The 25,984-nt window shown below is 43.8% G+C and carries 25 protein-coding genes; 5 read left to right on the forward strand and 20 right to left on the reverse strand.

Annotated features, from left to right (window positions below):
- Nucleotides 1-137: 137 nt before the first annotated feature.
- A complete protein-coding gene (locus tag FBF61_RS25125) occupies nucleotides 138-1,010 on the forward strand; it encodes a UDP-2,3-diacylglucosamine diphosphatase (protein WP_138482524.1) in 873 nt (290 codons plus the stop codon).
- Nucleotides 1,011-1,017: 7 nt separating this feature from the next.
- Nucleotides 1,018-2,124 carry a glycosyltransferase family protein gene (locus FBF61_RS25130; RefSeq protein WP_138482526.1) on the forward strand — a complete coding sequence of 369 codons (1,107 nt, stop codon included), beginning with the start codon at nucleotides 1,018-1,020 and terminating at the stop codon, nucleotides 2,122-2,124.
- Here FBF61_RS25130 and FBF61_RS25135 read toward each other — a convergent pair.
- From FBF61_RS25135 to FBF61_RS25160, 6 genes are all read right to left on the reverse strand, one after another.
- Nucleotides 2,111-2,575 carry an META domain-containing protein gene (locus FBF61_RS25135; protein ID WP_138482528.1) on the reverse strand — a complete coding sequence of 155 codons (465 nt, stop codon included), beginning with the start codon at nucleotides 2,573-2,575 and terminating at the stop codon, nucleotides 2,111-2,113. The two genes, FBF61_RS25130 and FBF61_RS25135, sit on opposite strands and share 14 nt — an antisense overlap.
- 14 nt (nucleotides 2,576-2,589) lie before the next feature.
- Complete coding sequence (locus FBF61_RS25140; RefSeq protein ID WP_138482530.1) at nucleotides 2,590-3,183, reverse strand: hypothetical protein; 594 nt, start codon at nucleotides 3,181-3,183, stop codon at nucleotides 2,590-2,592.
- A gap of 20 nt (nucleotides 3,184-3,203) precedes the next feature.
- On the reverse strand, nucleotides 3,204-4,502 hold the full coding sequence (locus FBF61_RS25145) for an LVIVD repeat-containing protein (RefSeq protein WP_166444606.1): 1,299 nt from the start codon (nucleotides 4,500-4,502) through the stop codon (nucleotides 3,204-3,206).
- Nucleotides 4,503-4,715: 213 nt separating this feature from the next.
- Nucleotides 4,716-5,954 (reverse strand): serpin family protein, encoded by a 1,239-nt coding sequence (locus FBF61_RS25150; RefSeq protein ID WP_138482532.1) that lies wholly within the window; start codon nucleotides 5,952-5,954, stop codon nucleotides 4,716-4,718.
- A gap of 122 nt (nucleotides 5,955-6,076) precedes the next feature.
- The gene (locus FBF61_RS25155) at nucleotides 6,077-7,576 is read right to left on the reverse strand and encodes a hypothetical protein (protein ID WP_229215211.1); all 1,500 of its coding nucleotides are present in this window, start codon (nucleotides 7,574-7,576) and stop codon (nucleotides 6,077-6,079) included.
- Nucleotides 7,545-8,114, reverse strand: a complete 570-nt coding sequence (locus FBF61_RS25160) for an RNA polymerase sigma factor (RefSeq protein WP_138482534.1) — start codon at nucleotides 8,112-8,114, stop codon at nucleotides 7,545-7,547. The genes FBF61_RS25155 and FBF61_RS25160 overlap by 32 nt, the downstream gene beginning before the upstream one ends.
- A gap of 275 nt (nucleotides 8,115-8,389) precedes the next feature.
- Here FBF61_RS25160 and FBF61_RS25165 point away from each other — a divergent pair, with 275 nt between their 5' ends.
- Nucleotides 8,390-8,686 carry a muconolactone Delta-isomerase family protein gene (locus tag FBF61_RS25165; protein ID WP_138482536.1) on the forward strand — a complete coding sequence of 99 codons (297 nt, stop codon included), beginning with the start codon at nucleotides 8,390-8,392 and terminating at the stop codon, nucleotides 8,684-8,686.
- A gap of 57 nt (nucleotides 8,687-8,743) precedes the next feature.
- Here the strand turns inward: FBF61_RS25165 and msrC are convergent, their stop codons facing one another.
- Nucleotides 8,744-9,229: a free L-methionine (R)-S-oxide reductase MsrC gene (gene msrC / locus FBF61_RS25170; RefSeq protein ID WP_138482538.1), complete on the reverse strand. Its 486-nt coding sequence runs from the start codon at nucleotides 9,227-9,229 to the stop codon at nucleotides 8,744-8,746.
- Between the two features lie 160 nt (nucleotides 9,230-9,389).
- On the opposite strand from msrC, the gene purU reads away from it, so the two are divergent.
- Entirely contained in the window at nucleotides 9,390-10,223 is an 834-nt protein-coding gene (gene purU, locus FBF61_RS25175; protein WP_138482540.1) for a formyltetrahydrofolate deformylase, read from the forward strand.
- A gap of 142 nt (nucleotides 10,224-10,365) precedes the next feature.
- Here the strand turns inward: purU and FBF61_RS25180 are convergent, their stop codons facing one another.
- From FBF61_RS25180 to ilvD, 13 genes are all read right to left on the reverse strand, one after another.
- On the reverse strand, nucleotides 10,366-11,520 hold the full coding sequence (locus FBF61_RS25180; protein ID WP_138482541.1) for a 2-isopropylmalate synthase: 1,155 nt from the start codon (nucleotides 11,518-11,520) through the stop codon (nucleotides 10,366-10,368).
- A 266-nt stretch (nucleotides 11,521-11,786) separates the two neighbouring features.
- Nucleotides 11,787-12,857, reverse strand: coding sequence for a 3-isopropylmalate dehydrogenase (gene leuB / locus FBF61_RS25185; RefSeq protein ID WP_138482543.1), 1,071 nt, complete (start codon nucleotides 12,855-12,857; stop codon nucleotides 11,787-11,789).
- 60 nt (nucleotides 12,858-12,917) lie between these two features.
- Entirely contained in the window at nucleotides 12,918-14,489 is a 1,572-nt protein-coding gene (locus FBF61_RS25190) for a hydroxymethylglutaryl-CoA lyase-like TIM-barrel protein (RefSeq protein WP_138482545.1), read from the reverse strand.
- Nucleotides 14,490-14,567: 78 nt separating this feature from the next.
- The gene (gene leuD, locus FBF61_RS25195; protein ID WP_138482547.1) at nucleotides 14,568-15,164 is read right to left on the reverse strand and encodes a 3-isopropylmalate dehydratase small subunit; all 597 of its coding nucleotides are present in this window, start codon (nucleotides 15,162-15,164) and stop codon (nucleotides 14,568-14,570) included.
- 115 nt (nucleotides 15,165-15,279) lie between these two features.
- Nucleotides 15,280-16,683 (reverse strand): 3-isopropylmalate dehydratase large subunit, encoded by a 1,404-nt coding sequence (leuC, locus tag FBF61_RS25200; RefSeq protein ID WP_138482550.1) that lies wholly within the window; start codon nucleotides 16,681-16,683, stop codon nucleotides 15,280-15,282.
- A gap of 211 nt (nucleotides 16,684-16,894) precedes the next feature.
- Nucleotides 16,895-17,185 carry a type II toxin-antitoxin system RelE/ParE family toxin gene (locus FBF61_RS34705; protein ID WP_166444607.1) on the reverse strand — a complete coding sequence of 97 codons (291 nt, stop codon included), beginning with the start codon at nucleotides 17,183-17,185 and terminating at the stop codon, nucleotides 16,895-16,897.
- A 4-nt stretch (nucleotides 17,186-17,189) separates the two neighbouring features.
- A complete protein-coding gene (locus FBF61_RS25205) occupies nucleotides 17,190-17,384 on the reverse strand; it encodes a hypothetical protein (protein ID WP_138482552.1) in 195 nt (64 codons plus the stop codon).
- A 65-nt stretch (nucleotides 17,385-17,449) separates the two neighbouring features.
- Nucleotides 17,450-18,298 (reverse strand): AraC family transcriptional regulator, encoded by an 849-nt coding sequence (locus FBF61_RS25210; RefSeq protein WP_138482554.1) that lies wholly within the window; start codon nucleotides 18,296-18,298, stop codon nucleotides 17,450-17,452.
- 22 nt (nucleotides 18,299-18,320) lie between these two features.
- Nucleotides 18,321-19,577 (reverse strand): threonine ammonia-lyase IlvA, encoded by a 1,257-nt coding sequence (gene ilvA / locus FBF61_RS25215; protein WP_138482556.1) that lies wholly within the window; start codon nucleotides 19,575-19,577, stop codon nucleotides 18,321-18,323.
- Nucleotides 19,578-19,660: 83 nt separating this feature from the next.
- Nucleotides 19,661-20,707 carry a ketol-acid reductoisomerase gene (ilvC, locus tag FBF61_RS25220; protein ID WP_138482558.1) on the reverse strand — a complete coding sequence of 349 codons (1,047 nt, stop codon included), beginning with the start codon at nucleotides 20,705-20,707 and terminating at the stop codon, nucleotides 19,661-19,663.
- A gap of 61 nt (nucleotides 20,708-20,768) precedes the next feature.
- On the reverse strand, nucleotides 20,769-21,302 hold the full coding sequence (gene ilvN / locus FBF61_RS25225; protein WP_138482560.1) for an acetolactate synthase small subunit: 534 nt from the start codon (nucleotides 21,300-21,302) through the stop codon (nucleotides 20,769-20,771).
- Between the two features lie 26 nt (nucleotides 21,303-21,328).
- Entirely contained in the window at nucleotides 21,329-23,089 is a 1,761-nt protein-coding gene (gene ilvB, locus FBF61_RS25230; protein ID WP_138482562.1) for a biosynthetic-type acetolactate synthase large subunit, read from the reverse strand.
- A gap of 46 nt (nucleotides 23,090-23,135) precedes the next feature.
- Entirely contained in the window at nucleotides 23,136-24,824 is a 1,689-nt protein-coding gene (gene ilvD, locus FBF61_RS25235) for a dihydroxy-acid dehydratase (protein WP_138482564.1), read from the reverse strand.
- Nucleotides 24,825-25,149: 325 nt separating this feature from the next.
- Here ilvD and murQ point away from each other — a divergent pair, with 325 nt between their 5' ends.
- Nucleotides 25,150-25,953, forward strand: coding sequence for an N-acetylmuramic acid 6-phosphate etherase (gene murQ, locus FBF61_RS25240; RefSeq protein WP_138482566.1), 804 nt, complete (start codon nucleotides 25,150-25,152; stop codon nucleotides 25,951-25,953).
- Nucleotides 25,954-25,984: the final 31 nt, after the last annotated feature.

Below are 25,984 nucleotides of genomic sequence, written 5' to 3' on the forward strand. Positions count from 1 at the left end.
TTTTATCCTTGACATATTACAAATACGTGATATAGAGATAATTCTAACCAATTGTAATAGTTCTGACAAGAAAAAACTTAACCTACTGATAACCTGCGAGTAACATCCAGTTAATATAAAATGAGAAAATTTGTAACATGGGAGATACCACTCACTTTCGAACAATTATTATTTCTGACTTACACCTCGGAGCAGGTGGTTCGAAGGCAGAAGAAGTTACTAATTTTCTGAAAAGCTATTCTTGTAAAAAGCTGATTCTGAATGGTGATATCATTGATGCCTGGCAATTGAAAAAATATGGAGTCTGGAAGCGGAAACACACCATGTTCTTCAAAAGGGTTTTAAAAATGATCGAAGAAAACAAAACCAAAGTGATTTACATTCGCGGCAATCACGATGATTTTCTGGATCAGATCATCCCCTTACGCCTCGGCAAGCACTTTCAGATCAGAAAAGATTATATCCTCAACTCGGGGTCACAACGCTTTTACATCACCCACGGTGACGTTTTTGACTCTATAACCACACATCTTAAATGGCTCGCTTACCTGGGTGACCTTGGCTATACTTTTTTGTTATGGGTCAACAAGTTCTATAACAAATACCGCGAATGGAGAGGCCTGCCATATTATTCTCTTTCGCAGCGCATCAAACAGTCGGTGAAGATGGCTGTTAATTACATGACCGACTTCGAGGAAAAGCTGACGGAGCTTGCACGGTCAAGAAGTTGCGACGGGGTTATCTGCGGCCATATTCACCACCCGGCTATTCGTGAAATCGATGGCATTACCTACATGAATTCGGGCGACTGGGTCGAAACCCTAAGTGCACTGGTGGAAGATTTTGACGGAAACTGGAGTCTTTTGTATTACAATCAATCGTCGGCCGTGGAGCCAAAACCTGTCAGCAAAAACAGCAATTCCAATACTATTATTGAAAATTTCCCCGGAGTAGAAAAGCAGGTTGCTTTTTCAGGGCTTTTCCTCGGGAAAAACCAACGTATCTTATAACAAGGCTATGAGGATTCTGTTTTTGGTACAGGGAGAAGGCCGGGGCCATTTGACCCAGGCTATTTCGTTAAGCCAGATTTTGAGAACTGCGGGGCACGAAATCACAGCGGCCATGGTCGGCGCGTCACCAGGACGAACTATTCCATCTTTTTTTGCCGAGCAGATTTCCGCACCCGTTTTGCATTTTGACGCACCAAATATTATCTACAACGCGCATGGTGGCGGAATGAACCTTAAACGGACGGTGTTTACGCACCTGACCAACTTGCCGAAATACCTGAAAAGCCTTCGTAAGATCCGTGAATCCATACAGGAAATTAATCCCGATCTGATTATCAGCTTTTATGAAACTTACAGCGGGCTGTATAATTTGCTGTACGGAACTACGGTTCCCATGATTTGTATTGCGCATCAATATCTGCTATTGCACCCGAGGTTTGTTTTTCCTGAAAAACCGGGTATCAATAAGATACTGATTAATCTCAATTCCAAAGCCACTTCCTGGCTTGCGGCCAAGCGCCTTGCATTGTCATTCCGTGAAATTGAATCGCGCAACGACTTGAAAGTAACTGTTGTCCCCCCCCTTTTACGCCGGGAGGTGATTAATCTTCCGACAAGGGAAGATGATTTTTTTCTGGTGTATATGACGCACCACAGCCTGAGCAAACAGATTACAGACTGGCACGCGGCTCATCCTGATGTTCAGTTGCATTGTTTTTGGGATAATCCGGAAGCGCCCGATGAATTTGTTGTAGACCAGACTCTGACTTTTCACAAAATTAACAGCGAAAAATACCTTAGAATGCTGGCAAGTTGCCGGGCTCTGGTGACGACCGCAGGGTTTGAGTCGGTGTGTGAGGCCATGTATTTGGGAAAGCCGGTCATGATGGTCCCTGTTCCGAATCACTTTGAACAGGCGTGCAACGCAATAGACGGCGTAATTTCCGGGGCCGGAGTTATGTCAAAGGTTTTTGACTTATCTGTCCTGCTCGATTATTTGCCCAGGCATACCGACCAGTCCGGAAAATTCCGGGCCTGGTATCACCGTGGTGAAGCAATGTTCTTAAAGGAAATTCAGGATTTTGAGAAAAAAATTAAGGTTATATCTTCTTAAATACCATCATGTCCTGGGACCCGGCAAACCCTATTTTGAGTGTGCCGCCAACAATCTGATAGTATCCGTTCACGTCGGATTTGAGCCAGGCTTTCCGACTGAAATCTACAGGTTCACCAACCTTTGTCCCGCCGAATACCAGTACTTTAAAGGAACATCCTTCCCCCAATGTATAAGATCCGGAAACCTCGTTCACAAAAGTATGTCCGGTTATACTTCCCTCCTTAGAGTTGTCATCAAATGTAAAGATCACCCCCTTTCCATCTGGCTCAGGATCATTTTCCATCTGACCGTTTAAATTATTCTCATACCCTGTGAGCCGCCATTTTCCTTTGAGGGTATGTATTTCGCTGCATACAGGAGGCACACAACAGTCTCTTTTTTGTTCACACTGAAAAGCGGTCAACCCGAAGAGCAATGTGATGGCTATCAATGATATGTACTTTTTCATGGTTGTTATGATTTTTAAAAACTCATTCCTAACCTCAATGCCAGCCGGTTGTATATTCTCTCTTCCGAACGTTCGGTTTGATCCCAGAGAACCGGCTTGTTGACGCGGGCCTCCTGTCGTTTATACGTCATCGCAATCGTAAATGCTGCACCGTTCTTTCGTCCATATTTAAGCCCTAAACCAGGATTGATCATCAATCCACCTTTGGTATCAAAACCTTCGGAATCATCATGAAACCAGGTAAAGCCATAGCCCACATCGGCCGTAGCAAATAATTTCACGGGACTTTTTTTGGTGAGATTATAACGAAAGCCCACGGCCACAGGATTAAGCAGTGCTGCTTTATACCAATCCATACCAACTGTGATACCCGTTGCGAAACGCTCATCAATCTGTATCCCATTGAATGTCTGAACGGTAAGGCTGAACTTATTGTCCACTTGTTCCTGGTTGCCATTATAGAGATTTGGATATTTCACCCTACCCGCTAAAATGCCAAATTCTGTCTGATTCACATAAAACTTCCGTTTGGTGTCCAGTAATTCCTGTGCTCTCAATGAGGCACCGGCTAGCGTCAGACCTATTAGAAATAATATTTTACGTCTCATCGGGGAAAAAGGTTTAGATCTCAGATCGCTTTTCCCACCGGGATTTTGCTCAGTAATTTCAGATCCTTCGGGTTACTTGAATCATATTGGTAAAAACCATCTTTGCCTATCAAAAGCAAGGTTTTACCCAGGGAAATCACATCATACGCATCCATATCCTTGAAGTGTGCAAGCTGATGCTTGTCCACACCAAACTTGTCTGCTACATCAAAAACCTTCAAACCATGTTCACCTTCACACAGATATAATGTCGGGAAATCAATACTCAGCCCGTGGGGATTCTCCATCTGATAGCTTTTGATCAATTGTGGCGATGATGCGTTGCTTACATCCACGAGATCCAGCTGGTTTTGTGTTCCTGCGCAGGCAGTGCCCGTGCGAAGTGTCACGTAGGCAATGTCGTCGTGCACAACAACCGGGTCGCAGGCGCGACCATGCTGGAAGCTGGACAACTGCACCGGATTGGACGGATCGGAGTTATCAAAAATAAACATCCCTGTCGCAGACCCTATAAACAGCTTGTTCTGATAGGGAAAGATTGTTTCTATACCCCATCCAAAGTTAATGTTCTTGAAATCGACCGGCTTTTTCGGATTTGATATATTAAACAACCGAAGATTGTTTTGACCGACTGTGTAAAGAAATTGATTGTGAATCGCGAAACGTGACATTGACCCTGCCTGTCCGCTGCTACCACCCGCAGACTGGGGTGCGGAAGAACTAGCCGCGCTACCGAAAAACGCCCTGTCAGCGAACACCAACATACCTCCCCACCAGAAATTGGGGGATACGTTTTCTTCGCAATTGACGGTAACCGTTTCTGTAACATAATCAACATTCTGATCGGTGATGGACCCAACGGATTCGTTCACGACCCAATTCCCCCCTTCAAATTGACCGGACACAAATACGTTTTTGAGTCGTTCCACTTCACTGGGACTGGAAGGATTGGTGATATCCACCGCCACAAGATCCGAATAACTGTCAGCATAAAGTATATTGTCGCGCACCGCAATATCGCCATTGCCAGGAATCCGCAGAAAGGAAACGAATTTAGGGCTTGAAGGATTACTGTTGTCGATGATATGGATACCTTCTTTTATTTCATTGACAAACAAATACTTGCCCTTAACATACATTTTCCCGGGCTTCTCCATTAAACGCGGAGATTCAGTCTTAACCAGCGTCCGAAGTTCCATCAGTGAAAGTGTTACTGTGGAAAAGCGGCGTGTAACGCGCGTCTCTTTGCATTGGTCATTACATGACCAGAACAAAACTGCAGACAGTACAAAGAGGATGTGTAGAGGTGTTGATTTCATAGCTCAGAGTTAGGGGACACAAGTAAAAATCATATTAATACTTAGCTAATTCCAAGACACAGCCTTTTAAAAAAAGGTTGGAACAAAAAACAAAATCGTCCGAAAGCAATGCCTTCGGACGATAACGCACCCCGAAAATGCCGGAATTCCGACATTTTTTATCTTTAATGTTTTTATTATGGCTAATAGATCTGCTGTGCCTAACGGCCCAGCCTATTTACTTTCCGGATTTTTGATCCTTCCCATAAATAGTATTGTATTGGATGTATTTTCGCTTATTATCAATGCAAAAGGCCGATCGCAAATGAATCTGGGTGGTTCGGGAGTGACGGAAGTCAATCCAATTCCAATAGTTGTGACAGCTGCGGCCTCGGTCCCTTTTTCATCTATTCCCAGATAGGCATCCTGCTTAATAAAATCGACATACAAGTCGGCTGTTTTATTGATTTTGCCCAATTCAGCGGCACCTGTAAATACTTTTTTGATGCCCATATTATCAAGTGTACTGTTCAGATCAGCAGAATAGTCCAGGGTAAAACGCGGTAATCCAACATTGATACCTGCTTTCCTTAGCCCGGTCGATTGCAGTGTGTTCCATTCTTCTGCAGTCATCTCTTTTAGCACCTTGTCCACAGTATTCTGGCCATTAGGAATCACCAGTGTAAGATTAAACTGTCCGTTTGCGTAAGGGAGAGACACCGCGTTGTATGTTGTATTGGAAGCAGATTTAAAGTCAGATTTTACATTCATCATCTTAACCTGCTTGGTTGTGCCATTTTCGAGCTGAAACTGTGCATCAACGGTATTTTTGGCATCGAACTGATAGCTCCAGTCACCTTTGAAATACAATGCATTCAACAAAAACATGACGTGCTCAGGACTTATTTTGTCCAGCACCTTTTTGATCTTGCCGTTTGTTTTATCACTCGCCCATTTATTAATCCTGTCTTTACCGGCATCATCGAAAGGCAGACCGGTTATTTCAGCGTTAAAGGAACTTTTAAGCACATTCTGATAATCTGTTTCCACCTGAAAACCGCTTTTGTACCAGGCTGAATTGGCAAGTCCGAGACTTACCTTCGAATCAGCGACAGGAAGGTTATTGATCAGCGTTTTGTAGGCGCTGTTTAAGTCTTCAATGGATACTCCCTCCATTTTCAATGCTTTCAATATTTCCTGGGAGGTCTCGTTTTCAGCTCCGTTCAAAAGCATGCCCAATGCCATATGCAGGCTGAGCGGAGAAACAAAAAGATTGTCTTCAGCAGGCTGCGTTTCCAGCAGGTTATGCATAAAATCAAATGCGAAACTAGTAGTACCATCGGAAATCCGGCTGGGAATCTCAACTGGAGTTACCTCGTTACTCCCAGGATTAACTGTATCATTCGTGCAGCTAATCAGCGCAGCAGCGATGAAAGTTAATGTTGAAAAGGAAACTTTAAGAGTCTTGATCATGGCTAATAGATGTTTGGCCAATTTTGGGAATCAAGAAGAAATATGTACTGATCCGCCAATTAAGGTTACTCTAGGTAGATTCAGAACAATACGAATTGGTTGGAAATATCCTTTAAATTATTTCAAAAAGAATAACGGACACCCCAAGAGACCCCATACAGATAGGGGTGGGAATCCAGGCTTTGATTAGACCTGAAACCGGAAGAAACTGCTTTTTGATACGATCCCGTAAGGCTCGCTTTCCACTTCGAAGACAGCCTGTAGTTAAAACGTAAACCTGTTGTTGCCGCCCAGTTCATGTCACGATACACCTGGTCGACGGCCGTTGTTTTGATGATGTCACCAGATGCAGATTCCAGCTCGTTGCTGAGGAAAAAATTAGCCATAAGTCCGCCCAATAAAGAATAACTTAGTTTTCCTTCGGGATTCAGCGTAAATCCGGCCTGCACGGGCAACTGCAGATACTGGTAATTATTGCTCACCTTTTTATCCACATCAATATAAAGTGCACCATTATTGATAAAATCGGCATTTTTGTTACCATAAGCCGGACTTACGGCAGATTCTAAAACGTTGGATTTCTGACTGTTATAGGCACTTAACACATATCCTCCCCCCAAATAGCTGGAATTTCCCTTCAGGTAACTAAGCCCGAATTCCATAGACCAGTGTTTCGAGATACGCACACCTCCCTGCGTTTGAACCGCGTATGAGGCACCGGCTTCACTACTACCAGTCACCGATTTTTTATTTGAGAGTGATTGGGCAGCAAAAGCCATGGGGGCCTCCTTCAATTTTACATCAGGGTTAAATGATGCCGGCATCAAACTCAGACCGGCCCAATATTCCTTCTTTTTCACAGTTTCTTCTTCCTTGGTTACAGATTTTACTTCGGGACGGAAAAATACATACCGTTTCTGAAGATGAACATCAAGATCACTGTATGGTAACCCTGTCAACCGCTCCGCGGAAATGGATTTTTCAGGTGTTTCAGTAACTGCTATAACTGCCGCAACTTCTTTCACAGCCGCAATTTTCTCAGAAGGAAGTTCGGACAGAGCAACCGGTTTAGGTTCCGGCGCATTTTTATTTGAAGAATTTTTTCCTGCATATTGCTCGCCTTGGGAGTTTGACCTTTTCGATGCCAGAGAACCGGTATTTCCCAAAGTTCCTGTTACATTTTCGGTGGTATTTTGTTTCGTATCAGCTTTTTTGTTTACCTCAGCAATTTCACTTTTGGATTGGGAAACACCATTGTTGGCTATTACTGGGGCACTTGCATTACCCTTGCCGGCTTTTTCAGTTTCATTGGTTGCCAAGTTTTCGTGGGTCAATGCTTTTTCAGCTTTCTGATTAGCGGCAATCTGTACAGAAGCATTTTCATGGTTCGTACCTGCATTTTTATACCAAATTCCTCCCGCCAGTAAGAGCGCGGCAACAGAGGCCGCAGCGTACCAGATTTTGGCCGATTTCCACCAAAGAGGAATTATCCTGCCGTTGTCATGCTGGTCAAGGTGCGTTTCTATACCCTCCCAAACTGATTGAGGAGGTGTCTCAGATGCTTCTTGCAAAGCTCTTTTCCACTGATCTTCAAAATTGTTTATTCCGGACGGATCCATCATCAAATCTTTTTTCTTTGTTCAATTTTTGCTGAAGAATTCCTCGCGCTCTTGCATATTGCGATTTGGATGTTCCCTCAGATATACCCAATTTCTGGGCAATTTCATTGTGCTGATAACCTTCAATGGCGTAAAGGTTAAATATCGTCTGACAGCCTGGCGGTAATTCATGTATCAATTCCAGTAGTTGCTGCATCTGAAAATTGCCCAGCGTAATTTCCTTGTCTGCAATGCCATTATGATGCATTTCAATATCATCCAGATCCTTCCAGTACTTCTGCTGCCTGAGATGGTTCAGAGCTGTGTTAACAACTACAGAACGCAACCAGTATTCCAGCGGACTGTCGCTCCGGAACGAATCTATATTTTCATAAATTTTAATAAACGCATCTTGTAAAACATCTTCTGCGTCAGCGCGGTTTTTGGTGTAGCGCAGGCAAATAGCAAACAACTTACCCCCAAAAACGTCATATAATTGTTTTTGGGCGATTCGGTTGCGCTGTCTACAGCCTTTCACCAATTCCTGTTCGTTAAAGGTCATCCGAAGGTTAGGGGTGCTTCATTCGGTTATTAGTTAGATCAGCACCGCTACCCAAAGATAGTTGATTACTGTTTCTATATGTTTGACTGTGTAATTCCACATTTCACAATCCGTAAAAGTTATGACACAGCCAAATTTCAAATGGTTGGAAAACTGCAGGAATGTTTTTATCAGATATTTACTACATTACCCACAGGAACTAATAATCGGAACATATCCTTTTATTATTGTCGAAGTATGAAAGAGGTATTTTATAACCCAAACTTCTATCGCCCATGAGCCAATATATGGTTGAAATCCAGCTTCCTGCTGTTATGTCGGAAGATTTTACAGCGAAAATACCTGCTCAGAGAAAAAAGATCAATGAACTGATGGAGCAAGGGAAACTAATGTCCTATGCATTGTCAGATGATTACTCCAGGCTCTGGTGCGTGGTAAGGGCAGAAAGTGAATTTGAAGTGATGTCGCTCGTTTCGGAGTTTCCGTTAATCGATTATATGGATCCCAAAATTTGCAAACTCATGTTCAACAATGTTGTTGCGCTGAGACTGCCCATGTTTTCGCTGAATTAAATAACAGCAATAAAAAAACCTCACTGCTCGTCAAACTGCGGTGAGGTTTTTTATGCCTTATAGTTTCCTTTCGATCAACGCGATTATTTGCTGAAGTCCTGCTGCATCCGCATCACCGAAGTCGTTCATTTGATCACTATCGACATCCAAGACCATCGCGACTGTTCCGTTTCTGTGAAAAACAGGCAATACAATTTCCGACTTTGACGCCGAGCTGCATGCAATATGTCCTGGAAAAGCCTCTACATCAGGAACTATGATCGTTTCTTTTCTGGTATAGCTTGCACCGCACACACCTTTATGAAAGGGGATTCTTGTACAAGCTATCGGCCCCTGAAAAGGCCCTAGTACAAGCTGGCCTTCTTTAACCAAGTAAAATCCGACCCAGAAAAAGCTAAAAGCTTCTTTTAAAGCTGCTGCGATATTTGCCAGATTCGCTGTAAGATCACTTTCTGTTTCAACCAGCGCATTGATTTGCGGTAACAATGCCTCGTAAACCATAGCTCGACCAGCTCCCGCGGGAATTATTAATTCTTCTGCCATTGTATTTTGATAAACTGATATTCCAAAAAACAGAAATTGTTCTTTAATCGTTACCTGCCTTCGCAGATTAGTAAAGAAGATATTCGGGTTATGTATAGTTTGAATACACTTTATAATATGTTATTTCGTAAAATTGTTTTTTGCAAAGTTCAAACTGCCAATGATTCAGCGTCATATATTACTGATGGACGGACCAGACCACAAAGGTCTGATTTATCAGGTAACCAGAATTCTTTTCGCCCACAATCAGAATATCATCCGGAACGACGAATATGTGAGCCCTTCGAAGTATTTTTTTATGCGTACGGAATTTGAGGGAGAAACGGATGTAAATGAAGTCCTCCAGGTACTCAGAACGGAGCTACCGCATGGCCTGAATGTCCGTATCAATCCAAAAAAGAAAAAAGACATCGTACTCCTGGTAACCAAGGAGCACCACTGCCTGGGAGAACTGCTCATAAGGTATGCGTTTGACGAACTGGATGCTACTATTATGGCAGTAATAAGCAACTACAATACACTTCAACCGCTCGTCGGGAAATTCGGGATTCCGTTCCATTTTATCTCGCATGAAAATAAAACGAGAGAAGAACATGAGCAGGCTATATTAAGGACATTGGACATTTATCGCCCTGAATACCTGGTTCTTGCCAAGTACATGCGTATTGTTTCTCCTGAATTTGTCAGCAATTTCCCTGATAAGATCATCAATATCCATCATTCATTTCTACCAGCATTTATAGGTGCAAACCCTTACAGGCAGGCTTATGAGCGGGGGGTGAAAATTATTGGGGCAACAGCACATTTTGTGAATAATGACCTGGATGAAGGACCTATCATAGCGCAGGATGTAAAATCAGTGGATCACAGACAAACCGCCTCGGATATGGCTACGCTGGGAAGAGATACGGAAAAAGCCGTGTTATCGAAGGCGCTTAAACTCGTATTTAATGACCGTGTTTTTATTCACGGCAACCGTACGATTATACTATAATACAAGAAAAAAGCCCTTAGTCAGAATCACCGAGGGCTTTTTGCAATCTGATGGATGTTATTGAATATGTAATGTTACAAAAATTTCTTTAAAACATCAAATTCAGATTCGGTACGTTTAAGTAATTCTAATAAGATTCTAATTACACGGGAATCGCTGTGCGAGCAAGATCTACTAAATCTGCGTCATTAACTTCCTTCTTAAGGTCAGCGACTTCCAGAAAACGCGTATACAATTCATCCAGAGCTTGTTTATCAAAACTAAACCCTAATAATTCCAAACGGTGCTTCAATGCATGACGCCCGCTCCTCGCTGTCAAAACAATGTCTGACTTGTCAACACCTACATCCTGAGGGTTCATGATCTCGTAATTCAATGTATTTTTCAGGAAACCGTCCTGGTGAATTCCAGAGGAATGTGCAAAAGCGTTCCTTCCTACAATTGCTTTATTTGCCTGCACTGGCATACGCATCATTTTGGAAACCAGCTGGCTTGTTGGATAAATAAACTGCGTGTTCACACCGGTTTCAAGACCTAGTTCCTTATGAACGGTAAGTGCCATCACAACCTCTTCAAGGGATGTATTACCTGCACGTTCACCTATTCCGTTGATCGTAACTTCTACCTGGCGCGCGCCCTGGGTTATACCAGCGATTGAATTTGCAGTTGCAAGGCCAAGATCGTTATGACAATGTATTGAAATTGTTGCTTTATGAATATTGGAAACGTGCTCAAAAATATACTTGATCTTTGCTCCATATTCATCCGGCAAACAGTAGCCTGTTGTATCCGGAATGTTCACTACCGTGGCCCCCGCACCAATCACAGCTTCAACCAATTGGGAAAGGAATACCAAGTCTGCCCTTCCTGCATCTTCGCAATAAAACTCTACGTCTTCAATCTTGCTTTTGGCATATTTTGTGGCCGCAATAGCTCGTTCGATGATCTTTTCCCTGGTCGTATTAAATTTATGCTGAATATGAATATCCGAAGATCCGATTCCGGTATGGATGCGGCCTCTCTGCGCATACTGCAAAGCATTGGCTGCCGCATCGATATCGCCTTGAACCGCGCGCGAAAGCGCACAAATGATCGGTTGACGAACTGCTTTTGAAATTTCCACCACCGACCGGAAGTCGCCAGGACTTGATACCGGAAAACCCGCTTCTATGATATCTACCCCTAGTTTTTCGAGCTGCGTGGCTACAACAATCTTTTCTTCCGTAGTTAATTGGCTGCCTGGGACCTGCTCGCCGTCTCGTAAAGTTGTGTCGAAGACTTGAACTCGATTACTCATTTGCGGGTATTAAAATTTTAATGGATACGAATTTAATAATTTTCAAACAATATAAAACCCTCTCCGGATTGTGGAAAGGGTTTTAAAACGAGTCAAAACATTACCTTTCCCGCTCTTACGGGATAGTCAGATTAAGAAGGGCTAAGTTTTTATCGCGTGTGTTCATGATTTCAAAGTTGCGAAATTTCGCTAACTGCATGTTTCTTCTGCAAAGAAAACATAACTTTTGTTCACAACAAATAATATTTGGCAAAACTTGCAATTATTTAAATCCGTTTCAAAAGCTCAATACCAGCTACTTCCGTATTAAGAATCCTGTCGGCAGGAGTTAAGGCATCAGCGATATCGCGGGTTCTGAAACCATCTTTCAATAATTTGTCGACCGCCGCAATAATTGTCTCAGATTCTTCTTTCAGACCAAATGAAATATCAAGAAGCAGCGCCGCGGAAAGCACTGATGCCAACGGATTGGCGATACCTTTTCCGGTAATGTCATGAGCTGAACCATGAATAGGTTCGTAAACGCCGGTACTGTCCCCAACCGATGCAGACGCAAGCATACCCATTGAGCCAGCGATCTGACTAGCCTCGTCTGTAAGGATATCTCCGAACAAGTTAGCAGTCACTACAACATCAAAACGACGTGGATCTTTGATCAGCATCATCGCAGCCGAATCCACAAACTGGTGTTCTACTTCGATATCAGGATATTCAACAGCAAGCCCTTGGATGACCTCACGCCACAAACGGCTTGTTTCTAAAACATTAGCTTTATCAACAGAACATAATTTCTTACCTCTTGTACGGGCTGCTTCAAAAGCTTTGCGACCGATACGCTCCACTTCATAGCGGCTGTATTCCGCGATATCATAAGCCGAATTGTTATCATTTTTACGGCCTTTTTCTCCAAAATAAATATCCCCTGTCAATTCCCGGAAGAAAAGAATATCCGACCCTTTCAGGATTTCAGGCTTGATAGATGACGCGCCCAAGAGTTCGTCAAACAATTTGATGGGACGTAAATTGGCATATAAACCCAGCTCCTTACGCATTTTAAGCAGACCTTGCTCAGGACGTACTTTTGCTGTTGGATCATTGTCGTATTTCGGATGGCCTACCGCCCCGAAAAGTATTGCATCAGAAGCCCGCATTTTCGCAAGCGTTTCATCAGGCAGAGGATTACCCGTGGCTTCAATCGCCACGTGGCCCATTAAGGCTTCATCATAAATAAACTCATGGCCGAATTTCTCAGCAATTTTGACGAGTACACTCTTTCCAACCTCAGTAACTTCTTGCCCGATTCCATCACCAGGAACTATTAAGATATTCTTCTTCATTAATAAATTAATTGATAATCAGTAAATTATATTTGATTTAATAGCCTCCCTATCAGCGACTTACAATGAATTCATGAGCGGAATCTGCGCAATAAGATCCTGGTTATGCGGTATGCCTATCAGGTTCAACATTTTCTGGGTAGCCATAATAGCCGAAACGGTCTGATCTGAATCCAGTCCTCTTGTTTTGACATCCTTACCGTTAATTTCCCAGGTAATGATCGTCTCACAAAGTGCATCCGTTTTTCCACCGGGCGGAATACGCACGGTATAGTCGGTCAGCATTGGCAAACTGATCCCTTTTTGACAGTAGATTTTTTTCAGTGCATTCATGAATGCATCATATTGTCCATCGCCCTGTGCATTTTCCTCAAAAATTTCGTCCCCGAACCTAATCTGCAGCGTAGCAGAAGGTTTCAGGTTTTTTGAATGCGTGAGGACATAATTGACGATCACTACTTTCTCCTCAATCGCATTGCTGGCGAGTACATCGGAAATGATATAAGGCAGATCATCGGGTGTCACCGCCTCTTTCCGATCACCCAGTTCAATGATCCGCTGTGTTACCTTTTTTAGATCTTCGTCGGCCAATGTAATGCCAAGGTCTCGCAGATTATTTTCAATATTAGCCTTTCCGGAAGTTTTGCCCAACGCATAAAGTCGCTGTCGGCCAAACCGCTCCGGCATCAGCTTGCTGAAATACAGGTTATTTTTTTTGTCACCATCCGCGTGGATACCAGCAGTTTGCGTAAAGACACTTTCGCCGACAATAGGCTTGTTGGAAGGAATACGGATTCCCGAAAACGTTTCCACGATCTTACTGACCGCGTACAAAGACCTTTCATTGACCGACGTTTGAAACTGCGGGAGCATGTCATTCAAGACTGCAATAGTGCTTGCCAAAGGAGCGTTGCCTGTCCTTTCGCCCATTCCATTTACAGTCAGGTGTAGTCCATGAGCACCAGCTCTTAAAGCCTCCATCACATTAGCGACACTCAGATCGTAGTCGTTATGTGCATGAAATTCGAAATGACTTTTGGGGTATCGGTCCACTATGGTTTTTACAAAGTCATAGGATTCCGAAGGAGTAAGAATGCCTAACGTGTCAGGAAGAAGTATCCTTTTAACAGGCAACGTTGTCAGAAAATCCAGCGAGGCAAATACGTATTCCGGAGAATTACGCATGCCATTGGACCAATCTTCCAGGTAAACATTGCATTCAATACCATTAGAATCCGCCAGTTCGATTACATTTCTTATCTCTTCGAAATGCTCTTGCGGCGTTTTCTTTAATTGATGTTTGAGGTGATTCAATGACCCTTTGGTCAGCAAATTCATCACCCTTGCTCCGGCTTTCAGCATCCAGTTGATTGATGCATCACCGTCAACAAAAGTCAGGACTTCTATCTTATTTAAAAGGCCATGCTCCTTTGCCCAGTCGGTAATTTTCCGTACCGCCTGAAATTCACCTTCCGAAACCCGGGCAGATGCCACTTCAATACGATCCACTTTTACTTCCTGCAAAAGAAGCTGGGCAATGGTTAACTTCTCAGATGCGGAAAACGACACACCGCTGGTTTGCTCACCATCGCGAAGTGTCGTGTCCATTATTTCTATATAGCGGCTGTTCATAGGGCTTACGGTCGTCTGTCGTCAGCCACGGAACCGACATTAAAGCCAATTGCCGATAGCTGACAGCCGATAACCTTTTTAATATATTCTCTCAGCTTCAAACTCCTTGATCTCACCTTTCATAGCCTGCAGATAATCAATATCATCGAAGCCATTGATCATATTATGCTTTTTGTAGCCATTGATATCAAATGACTGCTGCTCGCCGGTGGCAAGAATTGTAATGGTTTGTTCCGGAAGATTTATCTCAAGTTCCGTATTTGGATCAGCCTCAATGGCCAGGAAAATTTTATCGAGGAATTCGGGACTTACCTGTACTGGCAAGATACCGATATTCAATGAGTTACCTTTAAAAATATCTGCAAAAAAGCTGGATACCACGCAGCGGAAACCATAGTCATAAATAGCCCAGGCTGCGTGCTCACGGCTTGATCCGCTTCCAAAATTATGTCCGCCTACGAGGATCTTCCCTGAATAAATAGGATTGTTCAGTACAAAATCCTGTTTCGGGCTATCGTCGCCATTGTAGCGCCAGTCACGGAAAAGGTTATCACCAAAACCTTCGCGTTTGGTGGCTTTCAAAAAACGTGCAGGGATAATCTGATCCGTATCAACGTTTTCTATCGGCAAAGGAACTGCCGTGCTTGTCAGTACTGTGAATTTATCGTATGCCATATTATGGGGCTTTCGGCTTTCGGCTTTCGGCTGTTGGCTGTCGGGCCTTGCCTAATCCTATACCTCAGCAGTTATTCTTTGAATAATAATTAATTTTATGGATTTCGAGGTCTGGTTACAAAAGATCTCTCGGATCAGTAACAACACCAGTCACTGCCGCAGCAGCAGCCACTAGTGGACTTGCCAAAAGCGTCCTTGCCCCCGGGCCCTGACGACCTTCGAAGTTACGGTTTGAAGTACTTACCGCATATTTTCCGGCTGGGATCTTGTCATCGTTCATCGCAAGACAAGCCGAACATCCTGGCTGACGAAGTTCGAATCCAGCTTCTGTAAGGATATCAAGAATTCCTTCTTCTTTAATCTGCGCTTCTACGATATGCGACCCCGGTACAACCCATGCCGTAACGTTATCAGCTTTTTTCCTTCCCTTTACGATAGACGCAAAAGCCCGGAAATCCTCGATACGGCCATTGGTGCAGCTACCGATAAACACGTAATCTATTTTCTTGCCCAGCATGGATTCATTTTCATGGAAGCCCATGTAATTCAAAGACTTATCATAAGTAGCTTTTCCTCCTTCTACCTGATCTGAAAAAGGAATCGCCTTAGAGATACCCTGACCCATCCCCGGATTTGTTCCATAGGTGATCATTGGCTCGATATCAGCTGCATCGAAGTTATATTCTTTATCAAAAACAGCACCTTCGTCTGTTTTCAATGTTTTCCAATAGGCAAGCGCTTTGTCCCACTTCTCACCCTTCGGCGCCTGTTCACGGCCATTGATATATGCAAATGTAGTTTCGTCGGGAGCGATCATACCTCCACGCGCACCCATTTCAATACTCATATTACAAACCGTCATACGGCCTTCCATGCTCATGTTTTCAAATACATCGCCTGCATATTCAACAAAATAGCCTGTTGCGCCGGCAGTAGTCAGTTTTGAAATAATATATAATGTAACATCCTTCGGTGTAACACCTTTGCCCAATTTACCATTTACGTTGACACGCATTTTCTTCGGCTTCGGCTGCATGATGCATTGAGACGAAAGAACCATCTCAACTTCGGAAGTACCTATCCCAAAGGCAATTGCACCAAAAGCTCCGTGGGTTGAAGTATGTGAATCACCGCAAACGATCGTCATACCCGGCAGTGTAATCCCGTTTTCCGGGCCTACTACGTGTACAATTCCATTTCTGGCGTGTCCAAGTCCCCAGTGGGAGATACCGTATTTTGCAGAGTTTGTTTCAAGCGCTTTCAGCTGGTTTGCAGAAAGAGGGTCCTGCACCGGAAGGTGCTGGTTAATAGTTGGTGTGTTGTGATCGGCAGTAGCAAATGTGCGCTCGGCGTACATTACACCGATGTTTCTGCTTTCGAGCCCGAGAAAAGCAACCGGACTGGTTACTTCATGAATAAAATGGCGATCGATGAAGAAAACATCCGGACCGTCCTCGATTTTGCGGACAACGTGTGCATCCCACACTTTGTCAAAAAGGGTACTCGCTTGATTACTCATTTTTTATAAATTAAAATTTCGCCTTTCTCACTGACTTTGAAGAAAATAACCGTTCAAAACGTATTTCTTAAGAGAAGAAATGAGAGTACAAATTACCGTAAAATAAAGTGAATTACGATAACGTAAAACGTTCAAAAAGTAGCGATTTTGGTTTGAAGCGCCCTTTTGGGCGGGAATCTTTATTGAAGTTTTTCGAATGTTGGGATAACATCTAGCTGATCAACGGCTCTTGTCTGTTATCCCAAAAGAACAATATATGTATTTGTGTAGCAGTGACTTCGTAGAAAAAAGAGCAATTTTTGTTTATATACCCTTTCCTAATATTCTGATTTTCTGTCGTGGCTTTGAAAATCAATGGCGATTTTGAGATTGTTTTCAGTATTTTGAAAACTTTATCCTGAAACTTATCAGAGACGTTTGAGCCAAATTTTAAGGTAATCTGTTCAAAGATAGCGTCATAGGTTTCCACTGCAGTGTGTGTAAGTATTACTTCTAAACTCATTCCTTCAACGTTTTCTTCTCTGAAACTCTTCTAAAGTCATTGTTCTTCCTGCCTCGATATCGTCCTTCCCTTTCTGAATTCCAGCCAAAACATGTGAGGGCAAAGATTCCGGTTTTTCAAATGGAATTTTTAACGACTCAAGAAAAGCCACTACTACCTTTTCCTGGGCCTTGGTGGGATAAACATGTATAATTTCCATGAAATTGGATTTATCTGAACTTAACAAATATAAGAAATCGGCCAACAAGATGAAATCTCAGGGTTTCAACCATGCTTCTTCGGAGTCACCCCAAACATTTCCTTATAACTTTTAATAAAGTGAGAAACGCTTTCGTAACCTATCTCTGTACTTATTTCCGAGACATTTTTGGTGCTGTTACGAAGCAGAAAATCCGAATATTCAAGGCGCTTGTTTTTAAGCCATGCGGCGGGTGACGTCTGAAATTCCTCCTGAAAATCGCGCTTGAAAGCAGAAAGACTACGACCCGACAATCTCGCGAGTTCATTCAAAGTGAGCGGCTTCAGATAGTAGCTGTTCATCAGAAATGCCAGGTCTACTTTCTCCCCGATGTAGAGGCTGTAAAGTATTGCTCTGAGTTGTTTTGATGTATCCAGTTCAAGCAGGTGCAGGAGTAATTCCTGAAATTTAAGCCGTAAAAAATGATTTTTCAATTCAGCACGCGACTGAAAATACGGAAATACAGACTGAATGAATTTCTCAAAATTATCGTCAGAAGCCAAAAGCAATATCGGCTTTTCAAATGTAGCAGCGGCTTTTCCGGGATTGAAAAGCTCGGGATGCAAATTCACAAACTCTTTCAGCAGCTTTTCATCAAAGAAAAAAACCAAGCTTTTATAAGATTCATTAATGGATTCGGACATCAGATAAAATCCACGCTGCACAAAAAGTATATCCCCCTTTTTGACATGAACTTCCTGGGTCGGGCTTGTAAACTTTTTCTCCCCTTCCAAAACCACAATTACCGCATGCTCCTCAAAAAAAACGTCATAGCGCGACGGATACACTTCATTCCGATACGCTACAAAAGTCATATCCTGAATCTTCAGGGATTCAAATTCCTGTGAGCTGATATCGGAAGGGACGCGTAGCAAAATGTGATAGTTATAAGTATTGCTAAACCATAAACTGAAACAAATCAGGCTGGTTATTGAGGTATTCGTAAACAATGCGGCCTGCATCCATTCGCTTGATCAGCGGCTCAAAATCCTCCCGGTTTTTAAGTTCAATTCCAACTAAAGCAGGCCCTTGTTCGCGGTTTGTCTTCTTGACGTACTCAAATCTGGCTATATCATCCGTCGGCCCGAGTACATTCAAAAACTCCCTGAAAGCACCGGAACGTTGTGGGAAACGAATAATAAAATAATGTTTAAGACCTTCATAAAGCAAGGATCTTTCTTTGATTTCTTCGGTGCGCGTAATGTCGTTGTTGCCGCCACTGATGAGTGCAACGATATTTTTCCCCTTGATTTCATCTTTTATGAAGTCCAAAGCTGCAACCGTCAATGCGCCAGCAGGTTCGGCAACAATTGCTTCTTCATTGTAAAGCTGTAAAATCGAAGAGCAGACTTTTCCTTCGGGAACCAATAGTATCTTGTCCAGGCTTTTACTGCAGATGTCAAAAGTGATATCACCTGCCCGGCGCACGGCTGCTCCATCCACAAATTTGTCGATATGGTCCAGCGTGACCACATGTCCTTCCTCAATCGATTTCTGCATAGTTGGGGAACCAAGCGGCTCTACACCAATTAATTGTGTTTTAGGAGAAAGTTGTTTAAAAACGGTTGATATACCAGAAGCCAATCCGCCTCCGCCAATCGCCATTAACAAATAATCGATCTTAAAATCGGCATCTTTGAAAATTTCCAGACCAACCGTTCCCTGGCCTTCAATCACTTGCAGATCATCAAAGGGATGTACAAAAACAGCATTTGTAGTATCCCTGTAACGCATCGATGCGTGATAGGCGTCGTCATAAGTATCGCCTACCAGATGAATTTCTATCCAGTCCTGACCAAATAACCGAACCTGTTTTACTTTTTGTGCCGGTGTAGTGGTCGGCATGAAAATCGCGCCCTTTACCTCCATTTTGCGACAGGCGTAAGCGACGCCCTGGGCATGGTTACCTGCACTCGCACAGACGATTCCGCCCGCCAGCGCCTCGGCACTCATACTCGCCATTTTATTATATGCACCACGGATCTTGTACGAACGCACCGTCTGCAGGTCTTCCCGTTTCAGATAAATATTCGCCTGATACTGTTCCGAAAGATGTGCATTATAAAAGATAGGGGTATGGTTAATCACACCGCGTAGTCGTTCTGCGGCTAGGAAAATATTGTCGAGTGTCGGAAGTTGATGGTTAGTGCTCATTGCTGATTTGGAAACAAAATCGCCCCGGATTGAAGTCCGGGGCTTGGTTGTGAGGCTACATAGCCTCGGACTTCAGTCCGGGGTTAGCTGCGTTCCGGACGTAGGCCGCGAACGGTTGAGCCTGCCTGCCACATTTCCGATTCACGAAGTTCAGCCAATTCTTCTTCAAGCTTCACACGGTAATCAGATTGTGAGTTGCGGGTGATAGAGATTTTTGCTTGTTCGCCGCTTTTTACAGAATTGTAAAGCTGTTCGAAAACAGGCTTAGTAGCGTCGCGGAAAGGTTTCCACCAATCCAACGCACCGCGCTGTGCAGTTGTAGAGCAGTTGGCATACATCCAGTCCATACCATTTTCAGCAACCAATGGCATCAATGACTGCGTCAATTCTTCAACTGTCTCGTTGAAAGCCTCTGATGGAGAGTGTCCGTTCGAACGAAGTACTTCATATTGTGCAGCGAAAATTCCCTGGATCGCGCCCATCAAAGTTCCGCGCTCACCTGTAAGGTCAGATGTAACTTCACGGTAGAAATCAGTTTCGAACAAATATCCTGAACCAACACCGATACCCATTGCGATACATTTTTCACGTGCTTTACCAGTTGCATCCTGGAAAACCGCAAAAGAAGAGTTCAATCCTTTACCTTCTACGAACAAGCGACGCAGTGAAGTTCCTGACCCTTTTGGGGCTACAAGATATACATCCACATCAGCAGGAGGTACGATACCAGTCTGATCTTTATAAGTTACGCCAAAACCATGTGAGAAATACAATGATTTTCCGGCAGTAAGATTAGCTTTAACGGTCGGCCATAACTCGATTTGAGCGGCGTCAGAAAGCAGGTAGCAAATGATTGTTCCTTTTGCCAATGCTTCTTCAAGTTCGAAGAGAGTTTCGCCAGGTACCCATCCGTCAGCAACTGCCTTGTCCCATGATTTACCGCCTTTACGTTGTCCAACAATTACGTTGAAACCATTGTCACGCATATTCAAGCTCTGACCTGGTCCCTGAACACCGTATCCTATTACAGCAATTGTTTCATTGGAAAGTACTTCACGTGCTTTTTCTAGAGGGAATTCTTCGCGGGTAACTACTTCTTCTTCGACCCCGCCGAAATTTAATTTTGCCATTGATTATTGATTGAATTATTGATTTACTACAAATTGAAAACAATACTACTAAAAATATTTGCTACTGGTAATATTCCCACTCTGCTTCCGGCAGATAATCCACCAGAGTCTGAGGCGATTTGCTTACCGCAACCCTTCCTGATCTTACGAATTCAAGGATCTCGTGCGGCTTGATGTAGTCGAAGAATTCGAAAATTTCTTCTTCCGTCCCGGTTTTCTGGATGATCACATAAGTGAGGTGCCAGTATACTACCCAGGCTTTATATACCTTATTAATGGTTTCTATATCAAGCGGTTTCGCACCTATTGGCGTGGAAATCTTGAACATTGCGATTTCATTAAATGCGATATCCTCGTTCAGATACCCGAACACGGCCAGCACTTCGATCACTTTCCGGATCTGGCGAACCAGCTTTTCAACCACTTCACGGGACTCGGAATGTATGACGATCGTAAATCGTGAAATACCCTTACGTTCCGTCTCAGACACGGTCAGACTATCGATATTGATCCGCCTCCGCGTCAGAATAGTGGTAATCTTGTTAAGGATGCCAATTGTGTTTTCCGTAAAAACACAGATGGTGTATGTTGTCATGTTATTTAAATTTAGCCGACTTTAACTTATTCCAGTCTGATATCCGCCACGCAGGCCCCGGTAGGAACCATCGGGAATACATTCTCTTCTTTTTCAACCAATACTTCCAGCAAATAAGGTTTATCGGAAGCAAGCATTTTGTCCAGAGACGCATGAAGATTTTCCCTTTCCGCGCAGGTATGCCCGTCTATACCAAAACCTTTGGCGATGGTGATAAAATCAGGGTTTTGCAATTCCACAAATGAATAGCGTTTCTGATGGAAAAGCTGCTGCCACTGCCGTACCATTCCCAAAAAGTTGTTGTTGAGAATAATGATCTTTACTGGCAGGCCACTTTGCGCAATGGTACCCAATTCCTGAATCGTCATCTGAAAACAGCCGTCCCCGATAATAGCGACCACTTCACGGTCGGGGACACCTACTTTTACCCCAAACGCTGCCGGCAATGCATAGCCCATTGTACCCAACCCGCCGGAAGTAATAAATGAATTCGGTTTTTTGAACTGATAATAACGTGCGGTCATCATCTGGTGCTGGCCAACATCTGCCAGAATAACGGCCTCACCTTTTGTTTTATCAGAAAGTGTGCGGATTACCTCCGCCATTTTTATCTTTTCAGTGGTAGGAGCGAGTTCTGGTTGTGTGATTTTTTCATCTTCAATCGCGTCAAACTTTTTGAATTCGGCACGCCATTCCTGATGGTTGTTTTCTTTTACCAGTGGAAGAAGCTGTTCAAGCGCTTTTTTAGCATCACCTACAACCGGCGCATCTGCCTTCATGATCTTATCAATTTCAGCCGGGTCAATTTCGATGTGTACGATCTTAGCCTGTTTCGCATACCTGCTCAAATCTCCTGTAACACGATCGTCGAAACGCATACCGACCGCAATAATCAAATCACATTGGTTGGTCAACACATTGGTACCATAGTTACCATGCATCCCAAGCCAGCCCACGTAATTCGGGTGATCGACAGACACAGATGAGAGACCCAACAATGTTGACGCCGCCGGTACATCTGTTTTTTCTATGAACCGCAGTAATTCCTGCTCAGCCCCGGCAATCTGCACGCCGTGACCGAAGAACAAAAACGGTTTTTTCGCTTCATTGATGAGCTTTGCAGCTGCTTCTACCTGGTCCTGTTTTGGAGAAACGCGGGGATGATAGCTGACCAGTTTTTCACATTTTTTGTATGTAAAAGATTTTGACATCAACTCCTGCTGCGCATTTTTTGTAATGTCAACAAGCACTGGTCCGGGACGGCCGGATTTAGCTATATAAAAAGCCTTTGCAATAATCTCAGGAATTTCGTCGGCACGGGTAACCTGGTAGTTCCACTTTGTAATCGGGATAGTAACTCCAATCACATCCGTTTCCTGAAAAGCGTCTGTTCCCAGCAAGTGAGCTGCAACTTGCCCAACAATACACACCATAGGAGTCGAATCGATGATTGCATCTGCGATTCCTGTCACAAGGTTGGTAGCGCCAGGACCGGAAGTCACCATACAAACGCCAACCCGCCCGGTTACACGCGCAAAGCCTTCGGCTGCATGCGCGGCACCCTGCTCATGACGTACAAGAATGTGGTTGACCTGATCCTGATAATCATAAATCGCATCGTAAACCGGCATAATAGCTCCGCCGGGATATCCGAAGATCGTTTCCACACCCTCTTCAATCAAAGACCTGATCAATGCATGCGAACCATTGATCAATTCCGGTTTAGCTACCGAAACCTGCGGCTCCGCAATCTGGACTGTTTCTGTTTGATTTTCATTAAATTCCATGACTTCTCTTTTTTATTTAGTCCGATGAATTTTCAAGCTATCAATCTTACGCTTCGTCAGTAACGCAGCCTTCGCTGGCTGATTTTACTGTGCGGATGTATCTTCCCAGCATTCCTTTTGTAAAACGTGGCTCCGGTTTAACCCAGGCTGCTTTCCGGATTGCCATTTCTTCATCAGAAATATGCAGGGTCAACTGGCGCGTATTGGCGTCAATCGTAATACGGTCGCCGTCTTTTACAAGCGCGATTGGCCCGCCGTCGAATGCCTCAGGTGTAATATGTCCTACTACAAAACCATGGGTACCGCCAGAAAAACGTCCGTCTGTGATCAAGGCAATTTTATCTCCCAAACCTGCTCCCATAACAGCTGAGGTCGGTTTCAGCATTTCAGACATCCCTGGTCCTCCTTTTGGACCGGCGTTGCGGATTACAACAACCTGTCCTGGCAAAATTTCTCCTTTTGATAGCGCCGTAATGATCTCTGTTTCGTGCTCGCAGATTTTGGCAGTCCCGTCAAACTGGAGCCCCTCTTTTCCAGTGATCTTGGCAACAGAGCCCGTCGGTGCAAGATTGCCATACATAACCTGGATATGTCCCGATGACTTGATCGGCTGAGAAAGTGGGAAAACTATTTTTTGTGTATCAAAATTAAGGTCCGGAGCTTCCGCCAGATCCTCCGCCAATGTCTTACCGGTAACAGTCAGGCAGTCGCCATGGATCAAACCTTCTGCATACAAATATTTCATAATCGCGGGAACACCTCCGATTTCAAGCAGGTCTTCCATGTAATACTTTCCGCTCGGTTTCAGATCGGCTATGAACGGCGTACGATCCGAGATAGCCTGGATATCGTCCAATGTCAGCGGCACATCTGCGGCGCGCGCAATGGCCAGGTAGTGAAGAGCTGCATTTGTAGAGCCGCCCAAAGCCATTACCACAGTCAATGCATTTTCCAGCGACTTTTTAGTAATGATATCTCTTGGCTTGAGATCCAGTTCAAGCAGCCTTTTCATCGCTACACCTATCTTTTTGCACTCCTCCTGCTTACCTGGGTGTGTTGCAGGCCAGCTGCTGCTGAAAGGCAAGCTCAAACCCATTGCTTCGATAGACGACGCCATCGTATTGGCAGTATACATACCACCGCAGGCACCTTGTCCGGGAATGGAATTTTGGATTACTCCTTTAAAATCCTCGTCCGATATATTGTTGGCAAACTTCTTTCCAAGTGCTTCAAACGCCGAAACAATATCCAGTTTCTGGCCTTTATAATGTCCTGAACGGATTGTTCCTCCATAAACCATGATAGCGGGTCTGTCCAGACGTGCCATAGCCATGATGGCGCCGGGCATATTCTTGTCACATCCCACTACTGCAATAACGCCATCGTACCATTGCGCAGCTACAACCGTTTCTATAGAATCGGCAATAATATCACGGCTGGGAAGCGAATATCTCATCCCGTCATTTCCGTTGGTCATACCATCAGAAACACCTATCGTATTGAATATCAATCCGATCATATCTTTATTTGCCTGTATTCCCTGTTTTACATAAACAGCAAGACCGTTCAAATGCATATTACAGGTATTTCCTTCGTAGCCGGTACTGGCGATACCAATCTGCGGTTTCTGAAGATCTTCTTCAGTGAGACCAATGCCATACAGCATCGCCTGCGCAGCTGGATTTGTAACTTCCTGGGTTAGGGTTTTTGAAAACTTATTTAATTCTGTCGCCATGGTGAAAATATTGGATTAAAATAAAAATACCCCACTCGTTGTAGTGAGCGAGGTGCCAGATCTATTATAATCGTCCCACTCACGCCAGGGGCGTGACAACTAGTACTGGGATGATTAGTTTTAAAGACATTTTAGCGTAACAATTAAATTTAGCGAAATTTCGCTCGTTTTTTATTTATGTTACAAATTAGAAGGGTATCTTTTTATTTTCCAAACATTCACGCGATTATTTGTTATTAATCTATGATAAATACCAAATTTATGGCGTTAAAAGGATGGTAAAAGGAAAAGATTTAATTTTGATTCATAAAAATCACCATATACAATGCTTACCACAGAATCATCTTCGCTTTACCACGATCTCGAAAAAATGAGCACCAAAGATATTTTGGTCTCTATCAACCAGGAGGATCAGACAGTCCCCAATGCTGTAAAAAAATCGATTCCTCAAATAGAAGCGCTGGTGGAGCAGATCGTTCCGCGTATGCAGAAAGGTGGGAGGCTGTTTTACATAGGTGCCGGCACCAGCGGCAGGCTTGGCGTCGTCGATGCTTCCGAATGTCCCCCTACTTTCGGCGTTCCGTTTGATCTGGTAGTCGGAATTATTGCGGGAGGCGACAAGGCGATCAGAAAGGCTGTAGAAAATGCTGAAGACGACTGGAACCAGGCTTGGATAGATCTCGCAACTTATGAACCGAATGAAAACGATACGCTTATCGGAATTGCAGCTTCTGGAAGGACGCCTTATGTAATTGGGGGGCTGAACGAAGCAAAAAAAGCGGGATTGCTGACAGGCTGCGTCGTTTGCAATGACGGTTCGCCAGTTGCAAAAGCAGCAGAATTTCCGGTTGAAGTGGTAGTAGGCCCCGAATTTCTGACTGGCAGTACGAGGATGAAATCAGGAACAGCTCAAAAGTTGGTACTCAATATGATTTCAACTGCGGTGATGATACGGCTTGGGAAAGTAAAAGGCAACAAAATGGTAGACATGCAACTTACCAACGAAAAGCTGGTCGACAGGGCATTGAGAATGATCATCGATGAACTTCATATTTCTCCGGATGAGGCAGAATCTCTCTTGAAAGAACACGGGAGTGTTCGTGGAGCGATTGAAGCGGTTAAAAAATAACATTGAATGATTGAATGACCGGGTCGCCGGC

Source organism: Dyadobacter bucti (assembly GCF_005869225.1).
Classification (GTDB): domain Bacteria; phylum Bacteroidota; class Bacteroidia; order Cytophagales; family Spirosomataceae; genus Dyadobacter; species Dyadobacter bucti.

What these genes read in the sequence shown, in the direction of transcription:
- FBF61_RS25125 (WP_138482524.1), top strand. Translation starts at nt 138, where the DNA reads ATGGGAGATACCACTCACTTTCGAACAATTATTATTTCTGACTTACAC.
- FBF61_RS25130 (WP_138482526.1), top strand. Translation starts at nt 1,018, where the DNA reads ATGAGGATTCTGTTTTTGGTACAGGGAGAAGGCCGGGGCCATTTGACC.
- FBF61_RS25135 (WP_138482528.1), bottom strand. Translation starts at nt 2,575, where the DNA reads ATGAAAAAGTACATATCATTGATAGCCATCACATTGCTCTTCGGGTTG.
- FBF61_RS25140 (WP_138482530.1), bottom strand. Translation starts at nt 3,183, where the DNA reads ATGAGACGTAAAATATTATTTCTAATAGGTCTGACGCTAGCCGGTGCC.
- FBF61_RS25145 (WP_166444606.1), bottom strand. Translation starts at nt 4,502, where the DNA reads ATGAAATCAACACCTCTACACATCCTCTTTGTACTGTCTGCAGTTTTG.
- FBF61_RS25150 (WP_138482532.1), bottom strand. Translation starts at nt 5,954, where the DNA reads ATGATCAAGACTCTTAAAGTTTCCTTTTCAACATTAACTTTCATCGCT.
- FBF61_RS25155 (WP_229215211.1), bottom strand. Translation starts at nt 7,576, where the DNA reads ATGATGGATCCGTCCGGAATAAACAATTTTGAAGATCAGTGGAAAAGA.
- FBF61_RS25160 (WP_138482534.1), bottom strand. Translation starts at nt 8,114, where the DNA reads ATGACCTTTAACGAACAGGAATTGGTGAAAGGCTGTAGACAGCGCAAC.
- FBF61_RS25165 (WP_138482536.1), top strand. Translation starts at nt 8,390, where the DNA reads ATGAGCCAATATATGGTTGAAATCCAGCTTCCTGCTGTTATGTCGGAA.
- msrC (WP_138482538.1), bottom strand. Translation starts at nt 9,229, where the DNA reads ATGGCAGAAGAATTAATAATTCCCGCGGGAGCTGGTCGAGCTATGGTT.
- purU (WP_138482540.1), top strand. Translation starts at nt 9,390, where the DNA reads ATGATTCAGCGTCATATATTACTGATGGACGGACCAGACCACAAAGGT.
- FBF61_RS25180 (WP_138482541.1), bottom strand. Translation starts at nt 11,520, where the DNA reads ATGAGTAATCGAGTTCAAGTCTTCGACACAACTTTACGAGACGGCGAG.
- leuB (WP_138482543.1), bottom strand. Translation starts at nt 12,857, where the DNA reads ATGAAGAAGAATATCTTAATAGTTCCTGGTGATGGAATCGGGCAAGAA.
- FBF61_RS25190 (WP_138482545.1), bottom strand. Translation starts at nt 14,489, where the DNA reads ATGAACAGCCGCTATATAGAAATAATGGACACGACACTTCGCGATGGT.
- leuD (WP_138482547.1), bottom strand. Translation starts at nt 15,164, where the DNA reads ATGGCATACGATAAATTCACAGTACTGACAAGCACGGCAGTTCCTTTG.
- leuC (WP_138482550.1), bottom strand. Translation starts at nt 16,683, where the DNA reads ATGAGTAATCAAGCGAGTACCCTTTTTGACAAAGTGTGGGATGCACAC.
- FBF61_RS34705 (WP_166444607.1), bottom strand. Translation starts at nt 17,185, where the DNA reads ATGAGTTTAGAAGTAATACTTACACACACTGCAGTGGAAACCTATGAC.
- FBF61_RS25205 (WP_138482552.1), bottom strand. Translation starts at nt 17,384, where the DNA reads ATGGAAATTATACATGTTTATCCCACCAAGGCCCAGGAAAAGGTAGTA.
- ilvA (WP_138482556.1), bottom strand. Translation starts at nt 19,577, where the DNA reads ATGAGCACTAACCATCAACTTCCGACACTCGACAATATTTTCCTAGCC.
- ilvC (WP_138482558.1), bottom strand. Translation starts at nt 20,707, where the DNA reads ATGGCAAAATTAAATTTCGGCGGGGTCGAAGAAGAAGTAGTTACCCGC.
- ilvN (WP_138482560.1), bottom strand. Translation starts at nt 21,302, where the DNA reads ATGACAACATACACCATCTGTGTTTTTACGGAAAACACAATTGGCATC.
- ilvB (WP_138482562.1), bottom strand. Translation starts at nt 23,089, where the DNA reads ATGGAATTTAATGAAAATCAAACAGAAACAGTCCAGATTGCGGAGCCG.
- ilvD (WP_138482564.1), bottom strand. Translation starts at nt 24,824, where the DNA reads ATGGCGACAGAATTAAATAAGTTTTCAAAAACCCTAACCCAGGAAGTT.
- murQ (WP_138482566.1), top strand. Translation starts at nt 25,150, where the DNA reads ATGCTTACCACAGAATCATCTTCGCTTTACCACGATCTCGAAAAAATG.